The sequence below is a fragment of the Pelosinus sp. IPA-1 genome (assembly GCF_030269905.1).
Lineage (GTDB): Bacteria > Bacillota > Negativicutes > DSM-13327 > DSM-13327 > Pelosinus.
In genome coordinates, this window is the sequence record NZ_BSVC01000009.1 from 1 (window position 1) to 17,320 (window position 17,320).

14 protein-coding genes are annotated in these 17,320 nt (G+C 34.6%); all 14 read right to left on the minus strand.

Translation table 11 applies throughout. The features are described from left to right. Window positions 1-1,455: M10 family metallopeptidase C-terminal domain-containing protein (locus tag QSJ81_RS20220; RefSeq protein ID WP_285719158.1), on the minus strand; the 1,455-nt coding region annotated here is incomplete at its 3' end. Between the two features lie 348 nt (window positions 1,456-1,803). After that, the gene (locus QSJ81_RS20225; RefSeq protein ID WP_285719159.1) at window positions 1,804-2,718 is read right to left on the minus strand and encodes an NAD-dependent epimerase/dehydratase family protein; all 915 of its coding nucleotides are present in this window, start codon (window positions 2,716-2,718) and stop codon (window positions 1,804-1,806) included. 69 nt (window positions 2,719-2,787) lie between these two features. Beyond that, entirely contained in the window at window positions 2,788-3,144 is a 357-nt protein-coding gene (locus tag QSJ81_RS20230) for a DUF2304 domain-containing protein (RefSeq protein ID WP_285719160.1), read from the minus strand. Window positions 3,145-3,164: 20 nt separating this feature from the next. Beyond that, window positions 3,165-3,866 carry a glycosyltransferase family 2 protein gene (locus QSJ81_RS20235; RefSeq protein WP_285719161.1) on the minus strand — a complete coding sequence of 234 codons (702 nt, stop codon included), beginning with the start codon at window positions 3,864-3,866 and terminating at the stop codon, window positions 3,165-3,167. A 17-nt stretch (window positions 3,867-3,883) separates the two neighbouring features. Further along, window positions 3,884-4,567 (minus strand): class I SAM-dependent methyltransferase, encoded by a 684-nt coding sequence (locus QSJ81_RS20240; protein ID WP_285719162.1) that lies wholly within the window; start codon window positions 4,565-4,567, stop codon window positions 3,884-3,886. Window positions 4,568-4,583: 16 nt separating this feature from the next. Next, window positions 4,584-4,943, minus strand: coding sequence for an EamA family transporter (locus QSJ81_RS20245; RefSeq protein WP_285719163.1), 360 nt, complete (start codon window positions 4,941-4,943; stop codon window positions 4,584-4,586). A gap of 28 nt (window positions 4,944-4,971) precedes the next feature. Further along, window positions 4,972-7,089, minus strand: coding sequence for a hypothetical protein (locus tag QSJ81_RS20250; protein WP_285719164.1), 2,118 nt, complete (start codon window positions 7,087-7,089; stop codon window positions 4,972-4,974). 144 nt (window positions 7,090-7,233) lie between these two features. Then, the gene (locus QSJ81_RS20255) at window positions 7,234-8,253 is read right to left on the minus strand and encodes an acyltransferase family protein (protein ID WP_285719165.1); all 1,020 of its coding nucleotides are present in this window, start codon (window positions 8,251-8,253) and stop codon (window positions 7,234-7,236) included. Between the two features lie 85 nt (window positions 8,254-8,338). Then, complete coding sequence (locus tag QSJ81_RS20260) at window positions 8,339-9,358, minus strand: acyltransferase family protein (RefSeq protein WP_285719166.1); 1,020 nt, start codon at window positions 9,356-9,358, stop codon at window positions 8,339-8,341. 395 nt (window positions 9,359-9,753) lie between these two features. Further along, window positions 9,754-10,746, minus strand: coding sequence for a glycosyltransferase family 2 protein (locus tag QSJ81_RS20265; RefSeq protein WP_285719167.1), 993 nt, complete (start codon window positions 10,744-10,746; stop codon window positions 9,754-9,756). Between the two features lie 69 nt (window positions 10,747-10,815). Then, entirely contained in the window at window positions 10,816-12,852 is a 2,037-nt protein-coding gene (locus QSJ81_RS20270; RefSeq protein ID WP_285719168.1) for a glycosyltransferase, read from the minus strand. A 32-nt stretch (window positions 12,853-12,884) separates the two neighbouring features. Further along, window positions 12,885-13,934 carry a class I SAM-dependent methyltransferase gene (locus QSJ81_RS20275; protein WP_285719169.1) on the minus strand — a complete coding sequence of 350 codons (1,050 nt, stop codon included), beginning with the start codon at window positions 13,932-13,934 and terminating at the stop codon, window positions 12,885-12,887. Window positions 13,935-14,064: 130 nt separating this feature from the next. After that, entirely contained in the window at window positions 14,065-15,276 is a 1,212-nt protein-coding gene (locus QSJ81_RS20280; RefSeq protein WP_285719170.1) for a glycosyltransferase, read from the minus strand. Between the two features lie 2 nt (window positions 15,277-15,278). Continuing rightward, window positions 15,279-17,300, minus strand: coding sequence for an HAD family hydrolase (locus QSJ81_RS20285; protein ID WP_285719171.1), 2,022 nt, complete (start codon window positions 17,298-17,300; stop codon window positions 15,279-15,281). Between the last annotated feature and the right edge of the window lie 20 nt (window positions 17,301-17,320).

A 17,320-nucleotide genomic window follows, 5' to 3' on the forward strand; every position in this document is an offset into this window, starting at 1 on the left:
CAATGTCAAGTTCTCCACATTGGCACCCAACGTGTAGGCAATACTTGATAATACGGTATCTATACCTTCACCAGCGTTTTCCACCACAACATCGCTAACGTTGTCAACCACATAGGTATCGTTGCCCATGCCGCCTATCATGGTGTCCGCGCCCGAACCACCGTCCAGAATATTATTACCACTGTTGCCTGTAATGACGTTGTTAAGTTCATTACCATTACCATTAATGTTACCAGTACCATAAAGAATCAGGTTTTCAACATTGGCGCCCAATATTGAGGTAGCTAGATTGGAATAGACTGTATCTATTCCTTCACCAGGGTTCTCCACCACAACGTCTCCTACATTGTCTACCACATAGGTGTCATTGCCCAGACCTCCAGCCATATAGTCCGCACCAGCACCACCATTGAGTATATTATCCGCCTGGTTGCCAATTAATGTATCATTCCCCGTTCCCCCAATTGCATTTTCAATAAGAGAACGAGTATCTCCGTTATAAAGCAAAGCATTTGCCACATTACCTGGCGCAGTATTCCCATTACCAAGATCCGCTAATTGATTGCTGTCAAACGTACTCCATTGCCCGGGTCGTAAATCGACCTTAAGATTTGTTGTATATGCAGATAAATCATATGTATCATGTCCACCACCATCCCATATCGTTTGGAAAATCTTAGATTGTGTTGGATCAAATTTATAAACACTATCCCCTGCATTATAAGTATAATTAGCACCATACAAATATTGAACAGCCGCAATATCATCCATCATGGGCCCATAAGCATAACTATCGTCTCCGTTAGTATAACCATTGGACGCTCCCGTATAACTTTTATAACTCATAACAGTATACGCCATGGAATCATGATAACTATCATTTGGGTCATTCAAGTTAACTTGATATCCATCTGTATCATGCGGATGCTTCAAGCCCAATGCATGACCGATTTCATGCATAATTGTATGATAATCATAGCTACCTACTACCGGATTATTCGGTGAATATGCCGTATTATTACCATACCAAACATCTGCTTTAGTCATATCTCCAAAACTATCCCACCACTGCCATGTGGTAGAGGTATTAGGTACTTTACTTTCTCCTATCTTTATGTTAGCCCACGAACTAGAGGGAGCTACCTCAATCATAGTAAGATTACACACAGATCCCCATTGTTTAAAAGCCGTCCTAACCGCATCTATCTGTATAGATGTTAATGGTGAAAAGGATTGATATTCATTCTTTTCACCTGTTGCACTCCAAGTAGATGTAGGCATAGAATAAAAAACTACACCAGTATCCCAATGTAATACCTTATTGTTATTTACCGTAAGAAGCGAGTCAATCGTTGGGTTATTAGTTGTCCCTGCAACCGATTGGCTACTGGCAACCTGATCATTACTTGAAGAAGAATTCTGTTCCCAATTAACTTCTTGGTTTTTATCATCCATGATAATAAATCTCCCTTTTTCCGCTAATTATAACATAAAGGGAAAAATAGTAAAATACACCAAAGGGTATAGATAATCCCCCCCTACAAAGCAATATAAAATCCACTAAAACCATCAAAAAAACAAAACAGCTAAACCACTAAGGTTATAGCTGTTTTGTTTGACTATTTTAACTGTGTATGTCGTATATGAACCAACTGAATAAAATATTTATGATACTTCTCCCACAACATTTCATTCCTGCTCTTTCAACCTATCCAATATTGAGATTCATCAATATAAAAGTAACGTTTATACTTGCACATAAAAGTAATTATGGGAGTATTCATCCTTTTGAATATATCACAATCACTTTGTTATATATTTATAGGTTCGCTCTAAACCATCTGTAAGTACAACCTTCCACTCCCAACCAAGCTTTTCCCGTGCCGCTTGATTGCAAAGTATCGATCTATATATATCCCCTTCACGCACGGGATAACACCTTTTTTCCACTTGTTTTCCAGCAACTTGCTCCATTACCTCAATCAAATGATTGACACTAACTTCCGTCTGGGTACTAACATTATATACAGCATTCACATTGGGAGTCATGAGTGCTTGATAATTAGCTGCTGCCACATCACCAGCATAAATAAAATCACGCGTCTGTCCTCCATCACCATATATGTTTAGCACCTCATTTTGACCGATTCTGCGGACAAAAATACTAACTACCCCGCCTTCGCCTCCATCCCCCTGCCGCTCACCATAAACATTTGCATATCGTAACACTACATATTCTAAACCATATACTTGCTGATACACTTGCAAATATTTTTCCACAGTCAACTTGCTCAGGCCATAAAAGGATGTAGGTCTAGTTTCTGCACTTTCCATGATAGGTACATTATTGACATCACCATATGCCGCCGCAGTAGATGCAAACACCACTCGTTTTACTTCTGTCTTACGACATGCTTCCAACATATTTACAGTACCTAATATATTAATTTGACAATCATAATCAGGTCTTTCTAAAGAAACAGGTACCTTAGTTTGCGCTGCTAAGTGAATTACAGCATCAAAATTTTCACTTATAAATACATCTAATAGCTTTTCACTACAGATATCCATCTCAATAAGCTTTACTCCTGCAGGTATATTCTCCCTAAGTCCGGAACTCAAATTATCTACAACTACCACCTGGCATTGTTCCTGCATCAATTTTTCTATTACATGCGAACCGATAAAACCAGCTCCGCCAGTGACTAAAACTTTCAAGTTAAAACCTCCACTTATACATATAGTAGTTAAATTTTGTTTCACTCACCTTTTACAACAGCTACAGACCTATTCCCCTTTTTTTAACCTTTGCACTTCTTCTTTTAATATGCCTAATTCCTGGGATATCATCTTTATTTTGTATGAAGTTCTTGATAAAGCAACTGTTAGACTAAAAATGATAGACATTGAAATTACAATGCCAAAAAGAAATAACGCATTAGCAGGAATTTCAATAGCAAACTCTTTGGCTAAATTGAGTAATAACGGAGGATATGCTGCAAGTACCAGTATTGCTGAATTTAACACAAGCCAAAGTAACGCATACTTAAGATCAAGTTGAAATTTTCTAATCATTTTTAAAGAAAATAGCATTGATATACTAGAAAATACTATCAAGATGACCTGCAACCTAATTGGCAACATATTATACTACCTCTCTTACCTCATCCTCTTTTGTTTCGCGATATATCAATTAAAATAGCCAACGTAACTTTAATCATATAGTAAATTGATTGAATTATATTAATTGATGATTCACCATTGCATCGACTCTTCATAACTACCGGCTTCTCTATGATTTTACATGAATATCTCTTCAAAAAGACTAACGACTCTGGTTCAGGATAATCTTTAGGATAATTCCGAGCAAAAAGCTGAATAACCTTTTTGTTACACGCCCGAAAACCAGAAGTAGGATCAGTAAAGCACTGACGAGTCAAAAACCAGATCAATAAGGTAAAAAACTTAATACCAATTCGTCGAATTCTTGTTGACTGAAATCCAATTCCATTTATGTAACGCGATCCTATTACAAGATCTACCTCTTCCTTTCTCAGAGGTTCAATTAATTCTGAAATATATTCAGGGCTATGCTGACCGTCTCCATCTACTTGTATAGCAATATCATAACTATTCTTCTCAGCATATAAATAGCCGGTTTGCACTGCTCCGCCAATCCCTAAATTGCAAGGCAAGTCAATGACAGTAATCCCCTCTTCGCGACAAGCCCTTGCTGTATCATCTGTAGATCCGTCATTAATAACAAGGATATCATAGCCGAATTCGTTATATTTCTGCAAATCCCAGATTAAATTTCTAATATTTTCCCCTTCATTATAGGCAGGAATTATTATTAAAACTTTCATTATCCAACCCCACTCAATTATCTATTCACCTTAAACTCAAGTACCTTAAACAAGTAAGGAGGAAATTGAAAAGGTAAGCGCTTACTATGCATCAGATCAAATCCTGATTCTTGAATCGTATTTGAAAGATCGTCAATATTAGTATGATGATAATGACCTTTATTACCAAAGCCCGCTACTATTCTTCCTATACGATACATAATGTTTTCCGTTGGTCCAGAGACAATTAGCCGCCCTCCTGCTATTAATTTTTTTCGGAAAATATTTAGATATTCCTCAGGATTATGAATATGTTCAAGACTATCAGCAGCAATAATAAGTTCTAAAGAATTCTCTGGTATATCCAAAAATTCTTTATCACTAGTATGAAATTCTACCTTCAAATTTCTTTTTTTAGCTAATACTTTAGCAAACTGCGGATACAAATCAATTGCATGTACACTACCTTTTACCTTTGCACATAAGGTGGGAAGTAATACACCAATACCACATCCAAAATCTAATACATTATTTATATTTTCTAATTTTCCTAACTCACAGATAAACTGCAACCTTTGCCAAAAAAGCCATTTAATGAGAGTATTGCTATGAAGATAGGTTGGAATTGCCATTTCATCCAAATCACTTAGTGGAATAGAAGAACTCTTGCGCACTTCTGATACAATTTGTAGTAATTCTTCTTTAGCTAATTTTATTAACATTGTAAACCACCTTCCCCTAATTTTGCCATGTCGCTAATACAATCCCAGCAATAATCAATCCCCCACCTAACCAATTTATTATAGAAACTTTTTCATGGAAGACAATAGTAGCAGCAAACATTCCAAGAATATATGATGCCGCTAAAATAGGATATACTTTACTAAATTGAGCCGACTTTAAAACAATAAACCATAATAACGTACTAATCACATACAGAAAAGCACCAGCCCAAATTGGTACGGATTTTAAAAGGCTAAGAAATAATTTTAAAAAGTCTTCATTATAAGATATATCATTAAGACCAATTTTCCAAAGTATTTGTCCTGAAGTTAAGAGCACTGTTGTTGTCAACGCTAATAAGATATTTATATTCATAAAATTTCTCCACTAATTATTTTTCACTTTACAGTTTTCTTTGAAAACAAGTTGTAAACATAATTAAAAAAGGACACACTAAAAATACAGAAAATAAATACCTAACGTCTTGCACTGGAATGAGCAGCATCATTACGATAACCTGTGTTGTTATTGGTACTATGGGTAAGATGGCTTTCCACTTCTTATTAAATATTAGCCCAATAAACATGAACCAAGAAAGATAAAAATATAATGCAGGTCGCCATAGGAACCAAGAATAGGTAAAGTTATTAGACCAAAAATGAAATTTAATTATGGCGCTTTTAACATTTGGCAAAAAACTTGATAAAGTAACGTTACCATAAACTTCTTTATAAAAAGACATATAGTCTTGTTCCCTTAATGTAACGCTTTGATATCCATCTGTAGGCTGCCTAATCTGCCAACACAACGAATTCAAGTTTGCCCAGGAATGTAATATGCTCTCCGGTCTATTTATAAACAAGTGCATCCACACTTTCAATAGGTTAATTTGATTGTCTTTCAAAAAATATGGATCTAAAAAAGGGCTATATACTAGCCTTTCAACATTATATTTATCATAATTATCAATCCAAACTGCTAGTGGCATAATTCCCTCTATAATGCTTTTATCATCAGAAGAAGGTACCCACCCTTCTTTTAGACCAGCAGCAATATGATTCATCGGCTGGACGACAATCTGCATTGCCTGAAATATTATTGGAGGAGGCTGGGGATGAAACGCTAAAGTAGCACTGACTTTAAACAAACCACAGAAAAGTAAACAGCCTAGAAGTACACGTAATACTTCTTTTCGCCTATTTTTATAAGCTAACATTAGGCATACAATAGTTAATATGGCTGCAAATATTCCCTCATGTCTAAACTGCGAAACTAGCAATAAGACAAAACTTAAAATAAGCTGATTACCTTTCCCACTTATAAATTTTGCTTCCGTTACATAAATTTTAGTTAATAGAATCGTTAGCCATAATAATGAAACTGAATAGGGTATGTCCTTCCAGAGAGAATTACCCAATATTCCAAATATCGGCATACCAAGAAAGAATAAAGTTAGCACCCTTAACCGTACTTTGGTGACACCAAAATCGGATAAGGATTCTAAAGCATATCCAACAACACTTGCCATAAAAGTTACTTGAACAACTGCAATCGCAGTTGGCGACAACCATACTCTAGTTATGGCCCAATTGAAAAGAGTATGAAATACAGGGTGTGCAGTAGTTAAGACCTTCGCACCATTAGCTTGCTTCCACTGATCAACGGAATCAGGACTCATAATACCAGGATAAAAAACAAGGACATAAAATCCCCACACTAAAGCAAATGGTAATATATGTAAAAAAATTCGTAAAGGCTTATTTGCTGGTATATAACTTATCGGTAAAATTCCATTATTTTTTATTAGCTTTAGAATTGCAAGAATGATAATTAACCACATGATTATGACATTAGCCAAAAATTTTAACCATACGGATTTGGATTGCCACTTACCATCATTAATATTTATGCTAATACTCTTAGAAAGACCTTCTGGGGCATATAAACTACAAGTCGAAATAGTACCATTAATATTTATATTTACCTCTCCTGAGTACGGATGCTGTATCATATATAGTTCTATTTTTTCATTTGCCTCACCCTTCCATTGAACAGTCGCTGGCTGGTTCTTATATGAAACTAACGAATCGTTCTTCTCTTCCCATGCATTGTGATCATACAAGAACTTATCAAATGGAATCCTTCTACCATCGATTTCAATACCTTTTATCCAAACCTCAGTTCCAAGTGAGGAACTTTCTTTTGAACCATTTGCGGTTATTTCTATCATAGAATTCTGAGAAGTATTGATAGGAATTGTAAATTGAAAAAACAATGCCAAGAAAAACGCCAACACTACTATCGCAGTGTTACGATGAAAGGTATATTCTTTTAACAGTGCACTTATTTTAGCTAATAAAACCCTACTTAGCGGTACCAACAAAATAGCACTTACTATTCTAGCCGAAAATAATAAATCAAACGGTACGCCTAAGTGATTAAGTAAATAATCTATAATAAAAGAATTCGATAGAACTATACTAATCACAATCGATAATAAGTACGTCTTGTATCTCAACATATATCACCATATTCTTTCTTAAATCTCTATTTTCAATTGTTATTTTCTACTATATGACTCAAATGTGAAAAAACAACATATTTATAAGATAATATTTTTTTAGTCATATAGATGTAACTTCAAAGGCAACTCAAAAATTATCCACTACACCACCCTCTTAAATTTAATCAAATAGACCAAAATAATTGTAACCGTAAGTGTACATGCAAATAATGTAAAAGAACTTATTGGTTCTCTTAATTGAAGAACATCGAATAGTTTACAACGTATAATAAACATATGTATACCATAAATTGCTAAAGAATTATCCGAAAAAAATTGAATTATTTTAGGGACCCTATAGTGATTTAAAGAAAAAAATATTACTAAAAAACTTGCCGCTAAAACCACGGACGTCCTTCCATATGTTGGGAATGCATAACCATTTTGTGCAACATAACGAATATCCGGTAAGGTCATCCATTCGATAAATGACATCACAATATATAATAATACGACAGGTATGATATATACTGTCAATTTTGGCTTCTTTTCCGCTAACCAAGATATCAATATTGTCGAGAAAACGTAAGGGAAAAAATTAGTTGGGGTCCAATAAGAGTATAAATACTGGGGATCACATTTAACAAAATTAAGAATTTCAGGCTTTATAAAAAATACCATTAATGAAATTGCAAATAAAAAAACTGTAATACCAATAAAATATCTTTCGTCAGTAGTCTTTTTTATTTTCAGCATGAGCTCAGCTAAAACCACCAAAATTAACAATTCCGAAAAAAAATAGAATATAGACCCCCCTCCAGTTAAGAAAAATTGTAACCATAGAGATGGTTGAGGGATCGATATTCCCGTAAATAGCGCATTAACAAATATCCAAAAAAACCATAATACTAAAATCGATTTTATGCGTTTTATAAAATCTGCTGTTGTTTTTCGTTTTGTTACATAAAGGAATAATGATATTTGAATAAAAATCGGCACAGCCAAAAGAAGTACATTTACATAAAAAATTTCAGCTAGAGTTACAATAAAATGAACTCCCTTATTTATATACATATCCGTTTGTCCAAATATAGTTGTATGTGTAGCAACAACCGCAATTGCGCAAAAGGCTCTTAAATAATCGAAACCAGAAAAATACGTCGTATCTTGTACTTGTGCCACTTTATATTCAACTCCACGATTTATAATTCTTATCAATAGACAACTCTCTTTATTCTAACTCACTATACCATTTTAGCCCATTTTATCATGTAATTTTTTTATACTTTATGACGTACGATAACCCAAGTGATAATACTAGCACGAAAACAAATAATAACATACCATTATCGACCGCAATCCTTGCGAGATCGGGTGAAAATTGGAATAACTTGTTAGCGAAATAATAATGAGTAATATAAACTCCTAAAGATAGATTCGATATTTGCAATATCAAATTTGGTGCCCTTTGAGTGATCTTTAAAACCAAACACATAACTAGACTTGCGGTCATTACAAGGGACAGTCTTGCATAGGGAGAAATTAGAAGACCGCCTTGTCCTAAGTTAAAAACATTGACTTGACTCTTCCATTCCCATACAACGAAGAGGGATGAGAGCAAAAATAACATTCCGAGAAGAGAACTGCTTGATTTTTTCCAGTAGTGAGCAATAAGCATCGCTGTAAATACATATGGTATAAAGTTTATTGGACTATAAAAAGCTACAATTAGGTAAGCATAATGTGAGGTTTTTAATAATTCATACAACGGTATTCTAAAAATTAATACCATACAACTCGCCAATAGTAACAATACCGTAAGTACTCTGAACTTATTTTCACTTACCCTAGAACTAAGTAAACATAGTAATTCCGTCACTATAGTGGTTACAATTAGAGAAAATATAAAATAAATGTGAGTATATCCTGCTGCTATCCAATAATCCAAGGAGATTACTTTATTAAAGTCCATTCCATCATATAAAAATACTACACTAACCAAAGTCCAAAAAAGGTAGAGGAAGCCAAGTTTTTTGATTCTACCGATAAAATAATCATTTCTTTTTCTATTTTGAATGTATAGAAAAAGAGAAACTTGATGAAATAGAGGGACTCCCAAAAGTAAGATATTTGCATAAATAATGTCAGGTAAAGTGACTCTGAAAGTGTCTAATGATTTATCCAAGATATGAGCATATCCAAACACCTTCGTATGCCAACCAACTATTGCAATACAAAAAAAGGCTCGCAGGTAATCAAAACCAGGATAATACTTTTCTTGAACCATTAAGCCCCACCCACCCCTTCAAGATAATATTGCACTAAATAAGCCGCCGCTGACCCTTCTTCTAATTTAAATTCAAGTTATGTCCCCTAACAAAATATCAATCGTTACGCGAAAACATAAGAAAAATTGATCATTTTGTACAACAGAGAAAAGTCGTTCAGTTTGTTTGTATCCTGTACGCAGCAAAAAAATTAGAGATAAGTACAGTCTTAAATAGATATAACATCAAATCCATAACGTACAGCCAAATCCACTATTCCATCAGTAGATGTTGAGTGAATGGCTATTTAGGACAAATAAGATAAATCGTATTTCAAGACTAGACAAAGTTTCCTCAAACTGTTGCCCTGCATTTAAAGTTGACATTACTACAGAACATCATATGTCGTTAACAGTCATTTACCTTTCAAGATTAGCTTTCGCCATTTCTCCATGTATATGTACGGATTATTAACAGGTGTTAGCATGTTTTCAAGCTCATACTCGGATATTTTTATTATCTTCTTTACTTCCCTTCTTTTTGACAACAAAGCAGGAATTTCCTTTAAAAAATCCCAGTTTGCTCGTAAATATGGCATTAGCTTTTTATGCTTACATACAAAGTATAAGATTGAACCAAGCTCTTGCACTAAATGCCAGATAAAATACTTTACAATTATTTTTACTGGCATATTTTTAAATAAAACATACCGCGCATTCCTTACTGAGTAGTAAACCGCCATGTCGCTCATATGACCTATACTAGACCTCACCTTGTGTAGTACAACTGCACCCGGTACAAATAGACATTTCCAGCCAGCTAATTGTGCTCTGAAATTGAAATCTGTATCTTCATGGATTAAGAAAAAATCATTATCAAGAAAACCAATTTCATTTATCAACGATCGTCTAATCAGCATTGCACCACCACAGGCTCCAAATACCAATTCCTCCTTTTGGAATTGATTAGAATGTAAACCATCCCCTCGTTTGTATCCTTTACCAGTCGTCGTACATCCATCTCCTGCACTATCAATCATTCCATTATCATATACAACTAACTTAGAAGCACAAATACCAATCTCCATATCTCGCTCCATTGCTTCACATAAGTTTTCAAGCCAATTCGGATAAACCTCCGTATCTGGGTTCAGAAGACAAATGTATTTCCCTGTTGCATGCATTAAACCTTCAATATTACCACCTGTGAAACCCAAATTAGATTCCAATTTAATTAATTTCACCCACGGAAATTGTCTGATTTTTAATAATGAATCATCTGTAGATGCATTGTCTACAATAAGCACTTCAAAATCAGTGTCCGTTTGTTTTTTTAGCGACTCTAAACACTGGGTAATTACCTTTGAACCATTGTAATTAACAATTATAATAGAAGTCCTTTTCAACATCCAACAACTCTCCTAACAAATAACCGAGGATTTACATTTTTTTATCTCATTCAAACCAAATCTATGCCCTTATTTTTTTTGAAGCAATTGATTAAAATAACTAGCAAATCCTTGAGTCTTAACTTGCCAATCCCATTTTTTTATTTGGCGTAAATTTTCACCGGAAAGTTCTCGAAAAAGTTGTGGTTGTTGTATTAATTTACGTATTGCTTGCTTTAAACACTCAACCGAACGTTCTTTTAATATAAACTCAGATTGTGCTAATCCGAAAGCCTGCGGAACAATTCCGACATCAGTCGATATAACAGGAACACCACATGCCATTGCTTCCAAAACAGGATTCGGCGTTCCTTCTATTTTCGAAGTACATATGTAGACATCAAGTTCAGAATAGTAATTTACCATTTCATGATGTGGAATCATCCGTTCAGCCCTATCTGCAAAGTAAGCCTTAATCGGTAAACCTTCCGCGTACAATTCCTCTAAAGCAGGTTTTAAAATAGTATGAACACCTTTAAAGTCTTCTAATTCCGATGCCCATTGACTGTTCCCAGACCAACCAATTACGATTTTTCGCTCCTCAATATGATTAAATCGTTCTAATTTGACTGGTTTAAATAAAGTAAGATCTACACCATCTTCCAATACTGCCATAGGCTTCGGATAAGCTTCTATGTTACCGTAAATATCCTTTAATCGCTGTGATGAGACATAATATCCAGTAATTAAGTTTTGAAACAACGGAGTCCTTTCTGCTACATCATTTTTTTCAAGAAGCAAATGATCATAAACAGCTGTAGAAAAAATTCTCGGTTTAATAATTTCTTCTTTATATTTATTGTAGTTTACCCCCATTGCCTCCACATAAGATTGATAATAAGGGGCGTTAATTAAGGTAAGATGCTCTCGCCAAAAAAAATGAACGATATCGCAGTCCCTTACCATTAATAGCAATTGCACAATATTATCCACAACAGTCATGGGGATAATCACAAAATCAAACTGATCCCCAAGATAGCGTTGCAGTTGGCGACTTATATTCCCAAAAGCCCAATTATCAACATCTACGATTAAAGCTATTTTAGGGCGCTTCCTTGTTGTACAACTATCTGTCGATTGATTTTTTACAATATAACTCTCATCAGTGGCAATGCCCATTTGTCGTTGACGATCCTTTAACCACTCACTCACACACTCATTCCAAACCTTCATTCCATGCTTTTTCTCAAAATATTGTGCTGATTGTTTAATAATCTCATATGAAAAACGTTTTTTCTCATAATCTTGATCTTGGCTCGACGACGGCTCAGCGTGGGCATGAACGAGCGCCATGACACCAGTATTTCCTATTTTCATACCAAGTTGAAAAAGGCGAATTGAAAAATCGAGATCCTCAAAACCAATGAACATCCCCTCATCAAATCCGCCAATATTTAGAAATGTTTCTTTTCGTACAACGGAAGCTCCACCAAATAAGAAAGTAGACAGAAATGCATCAATAATAAACCCATCATGAGATCCTTGAACATATGCCGAGCCAGCTCCAATATGAGTGTCTCCATTGTCAAGACAGGTATATAAATGACCTCCTTTAGCAAATATCTTCTTACCATCTTTATCCAATAAGGGGAGATTAAAAAAATGACAACCTAGATTGCCAATGTCTTTCTGCATGATCTTTAATGGATTTTCTACAAAATAGATATCATTATCCAAAAACATGATCCACTCTGTTTTTACGTGAGGAATTGTACGATTGCGACCTCCCGCTACGCCAAAATTAGATCCTAATTTAATAATTCTACATGCATATGACATTTCTAAACATACTTTCTCTAAGCGTTCTATTTCGCTTAACTCTGAGCCGTTGTCAATGATTAATACTTCTCCAGCGAAATTATTTATTTTCTCAGCTATAGACAATAATAAGCGAATCGACAGGCTTGACCTATTAAGGGATAGAAAAGAAATAGTTAGATTTTCACCATTCCTTCCAATATTAGGTCCCCTATCTAAATGAGCATCACACTGCAATAGATTATGATGCTCTCCCCAGAGATATTGTGTTGAGCGAATCCCTTCCATTATTTTTTCTTTTTCGTGCATCAATGATTCTCCCTCTAATGTTTAATACCCTATTAAATTTTATTATAAACCTTTTTCACTAACACTCTTGCCAAGTGTATTATTCTTTCAATGGTCTTCATTTGCAGTAAGTGCCTCACATGCTGAAGCTGTTCCCGAATATAATCGTTCTCTGCTTTAATTGCTGCTAACTTTAAACTAATGTGCCGAAGCTCTGTATCTTTGTCAAGTAATAATTGACCATTTTTCAGTTCTAACTCCTTAATCTCTTGATTTGCTTTCCAAGCACCATCTTTAGATAAAATAGCTTCTTTTCGAAGAACTTCCAAATCTTCATTATCCATAGAATGTGGGTAAAATGCCACCGTTGCTTTAACTACATCTGATTTAGCACCCCACAATCCTACAAAATAACTTGCAACCGTAGAGCTAATAACACGATCAGTAGGTACAAACTCGGAAAATACATTAGAATGAGCTTCTAACATCGCCAGTTGATTGGCATTTGAACGTCCCACCATTGGATCTTTCATATTAAAATTCACGAATCCAGCGATTGGCGTTCCTATCATAAAAGCTTGAGCAGACCCTAAAACCATTTCAGCTATATTGCTAAACTCATCAAAAGTATATTTTCTAACATGGAAAGGATTGCTTTGATCTTCTTCTGGGAAATACCAATGGTCATTAGGGCAAGAAAGAATTATTATTCCACCAGGTTTAACTAAATGTTTTAAAGCCTGTAGAAATGGAACTGGATCAGTAAGATGTTCAATGGTCTCCAACGAAATAATCACATCAAATGTTTCCGGAGGAAATAACTCATTTACAGTTTCTGCCGCATGACAATAAAATTTTACTTTATCATTTTTAAAATATCGGTTTGCAGCTTCTATCGCATCTGTAGAAATATCTACTCCCGCAACGAATTCTGCCCCCCAATTATGTGCCATTAAATATGAACCATATCCTTGTCCACAAGCAACATCCAAAACTTTCTTTCCTTCACAAAATTGTTTGGCAAGTAAATATCTATTAATATGAATTGCAGCCTCTAAAGGCTGTAAAGATTGATTTTCTTCAAAATCAAGTCGTTCCATCATATGCCCCCCTATCTTTATAGCGTTTTATTTAAATTCACTTGTTTTTCAGCGTATAATTTTATAAATTGGAAATTCATTAAATGAAGTCTTCAAATATTTCACTTTATGGTTTTATACCTAACTACATCATTTAATTAGCACGACAAGCCATCACCTTTATCTTCCACTTAATATTCCGCAAATATTTATATATTCGTGGGAAACGATGATCTAGAAATCTTTTAGCAATACTCGATACTTTATTTCCATTCATATTTTTTTGTTTTTCTGCCAACATATAAAAATCAAAAAAGAACTTAGACTTTTTTTCTAAAATTTCTCGTGTGCAGTTATCATTTTGTTGAATAATTTGAGCTACCGCTTTTTCAAACTCTAACGCCGAGTGAGACCAGTCCGGCCACTCTTTGGCCGTTTTAGAAGCCCCTTCTTTAAGATGATCCAACCTACTTCTGTCATTTTTCAAACTATTAATAGCACATATTACCTGTTCTTCATCATCTTTATTTATAACGATACCATTAACTTCATTGCGAATATACTCATCATACCCTGTTACATTATATGTAATAGAAGTTCCCCCACAATGGAACATTTCCAAAGGAGGTCCAAACATTCCCTCTACATAACTGAGTTTTACTATTACATCACAGGATCGATACACCTTTGGGGTTTGATGAATAGCTACACGAGAAAATACTCGATCCATTCCTGGATAAGATGTCAATGGGCTAGAAGTTAACAACCATACCTCATCTGCATCTGACTGCTTACAAAGTTGGATGGTTTTCTCTACATTCTTAAAAGGTACTCCCAAAGGCCCTTCCACTAATACCCTTAAACGTCCAGATTCGCGAGACGCATGTGCCGCACCTTCCTTATAGTAAATGTCTTTGCGTATACCATTTAAGACAAGATAAGATTCTTTATCATACTCGGATTTAAGATACTCCTGAATCCAGTGCGCCTCCGTTATAATTTTTAAAGGTAGCATATATGTTGCGTCCACTAGCTTTCGTAAAGCCTGTTCCTGTTCTGGATAAAACTTTGATTCAATAGATTGAACGAAGTATGCATAACTTTTCGCCTTTACCCTGTATAGCTCATAAACAGTTCTCCACCAAGTTGCAAATGCAATATCAAAGTTCATATCTTGGCACTGTGAAAAAGTAGTCCAGTTTAATTCTCTAGCTTCCGGATGCCAGTCTAAACTATTTTCACTAATAGGATGTTCTGTGATCATATATACTATAATGCCACGACGCTTCGCACGAATAACATGCTCAAAAATCACATATGTTCCACCACTAATATCTGGTGACCCAAGCAATACTGCCCATTTCATTGTCACACTTCCTTAAAAGTTTTAAGATATCGATAAACACCATACAGTTTTGAAAAGACTCCAAGCCCCTCATTTCTTAATGTTAGCGGTCCCCAGAAACCTTTAGATAAAACTTTCCTAGGATTTCGTAAGAATATCATAAAATTTGTTAATTGCTCCATAAATTTAATCTTTTGGGTTCGATTAAAGTTGGAAAACTCGTAAAGTCCAAAATTTTCAAAATGATACAAGCTTTCAAAAAAACAAAGCTGCTGTTCATTAGGAAACAAAACCATTTTAGCATGATTTTTAGCGAAAAACCTTTCCAAATCGGCATAATTATAATGGGTACGATTCATTACCTCTGCAATAGCAACAAATAATTTAGTTAGTTGAATTTGCATTGGCCTAACAACATTTTCATACAATTCGCGCTCAAGAGGTTCTTGCTCCACAACAACCTGGATACTTTCGTTATTTTCTTGCACATAACGAGCAGCACTTCCATGACTAGCACCTAAAATAACTTCAAACAGAGCTCGATTTTCATTATAAGCATCAAAAAATATACTTTTGGTAGGTATTCGAGAAAATAATAACCCTTGTTTATGACTATTGTCATGAGATGCCCCATGCTCTACTAGCCCAAGGTAATGGCCATAAACAGAGATGTCCTCCATTATCACACTAATATGATCTTGAATAGTACCTTTCCACCCCACATCAATTAAGTGAAGTCCTTCCTCTTCGAGATTAACTCCAAAAGAATTTATATATTGAATAAAGTTATTGTATTGTTCATTTCGATTGTGTTCGTAAATCATCGCAAATGTTTTATTCCCAAGTAATTTGGCAAATACATTATCTGTAGGTAAATCATTTAATTTCAGACTACAATTAAAATCAAGTTCTATAGACACTTCTTGAATTTGATTCTCACTAAAATTTAAATTTAATAAAAACTCGTTAATAGATATATTTCTATATTGACGAAAAAGAGTATCAAATTTTTCATCAGATAGTTTTTGAAGTGAAGGCAAAAAGGTTGCTTTGCGGGAAACTAATAAATAATGAGCATTTATGGGCTGCACGTTATGAATAGTTTGATATAAATCAAATAACTCCCTTAAATACTCGCCTTCCCTTGATAGAAAAAATACATTTTTAACTTTTCCCTGATTAAAGTTTCTATAAAGACATTCAATAAAAGCATACAAGCTTAAAGCGATTTGCCCAAAGGGTAACTTTGTTTCGTCAAGGAATTTTTGAGTAATGACTTCAATCTTTCTTTCGATAGCTTTAGTACTTAACGACTCCTTCATATGTTTATGATAAAACGCTCTTGTTACATCCCGCTCTATTAAATATGCATGACCTTTCTTGCTACGCGGAATCTTATAATCAGAATGCTCATTATCCCCCACCATCAAAACACTTTCAAAAGGAACATTCATCTCAGAAATAACTTTATCGTATAAGCGTCCAGTTCTCTTTGTTAACAAATACTCACTTGAAACAAAAATATCCGTAAAAAAATGAGCTATTCCATGCCGTTGAAACAACTCCATGAGCATTCTTCTAGGAAGGTAAAAATCAGACAAACAATATATAGGAATTTTCCGTTCTTTGAGAAAGGAGGCAAAAACCAAAAAATCTTCATCTATCTTCTGAACACACTTTTCAACATCTAATTCTGCTTCTTCACATATTTGCATAAATAGTTCATAAGGAGTACCCTTCATACCATATTTTTCATCTCTTGTTATCTCAGTAAAAAATTGTTTACAGAAATCCTCAAAGTTAAATTCCAGATCCAAGCCTCTTTTTCTATTCTCCTCACAGATTTCCACTTCAACTCGATTTCTAATAGCATATAACTGTTCAGGGGAAGCTTTAATTCCCAGTGCCATATGTATTTTTTTTGCCCATAACTTTTTCACATATTCTGGATGAACATCTCTTAAAAAAATCGTGTCAAATATGTCAAAAAAAACAATTTTAATATTACTTTTATTTTGCTCGAAGAACTCAATTGCTTGTTTCAAGCATTTCACTTCCTAACCTT

Excerpts from the sequence above, each read along its gene's own strand:
- QSJ81_RS20230 (WP_285719160.1), bottom strand. The coding sequence starts at position 3,144 with ATGTTGCCAATTAGGTTGCAGGTCATCTTGATAGTATTTTCTAGTATA.
- QSJ81_RS20235 (WP_285719161.1), bottom strand. The coding sequence starts at position 3,866 with ATGAAAGTTTTAATAATAATTCCTGCCTATAATGAAGGGGAAAATATT.
- QSJ81_RS20240 (WP_285719162.1), bottom strand. The coding sequence starts at position 4,567 with ATGTTAATAAAATTAGCTAAAGAAGAATTACTACAAATTGTATCAGAA.
- QSJ81_RS20245 (WP_285719163.1), bottom strand. The coding sequence starts at position 4,943 with ATGAATATAAATATCTTATTAGCGTTGACAACAACAGTGCTCTTAACT.
- QSJ81_RS20250 (WP_285719164.1), bottom strand. The coding sequence starts at position 7,089 with ATGTTGAGATACAAGACGTACTTATTATCGATTGTGATTAGTATAGTT.
- QSJ81_RS20260 (WP_285719166.1), bottom strand. The coding sequence starts at position 9,358 with ATGGTTCAAGAAAAGTATTATCCTGGTTTTGATTACCTGCGAGCCTTT.
- QSJ81_RS20265 (WP_285719167.1), bottom strand. The coding sequence starts at position 10,746 with ATGTTGAAAAGGACTTCTATTATAATTGTTAATTACAATGGTTCAAAG.
- QSJ81_RS20270 (WP_285719168.1), bottom strand. The coding sequence starts at position 12,852 with ATGCACGAAAAAGAAAAAATAATGGAAGGGATTCGCTCAACACAATAT.
- QSJ81_RS20275 (WP_285719169.1), bottom strand. The coding sequence starts at position 13,934 with ATGATGGAACGACTTGATTTTGAAGAAAATCAATCTTTACAGCCTTTA.
- QSJ81_RS20280 (WP_285719170.1), bottom strand. The coding sequence starts at position 15,276 with ATGAAATGGGCAGTATTGCTTGGGTCACCAGATATTAGTGGTGGAACA.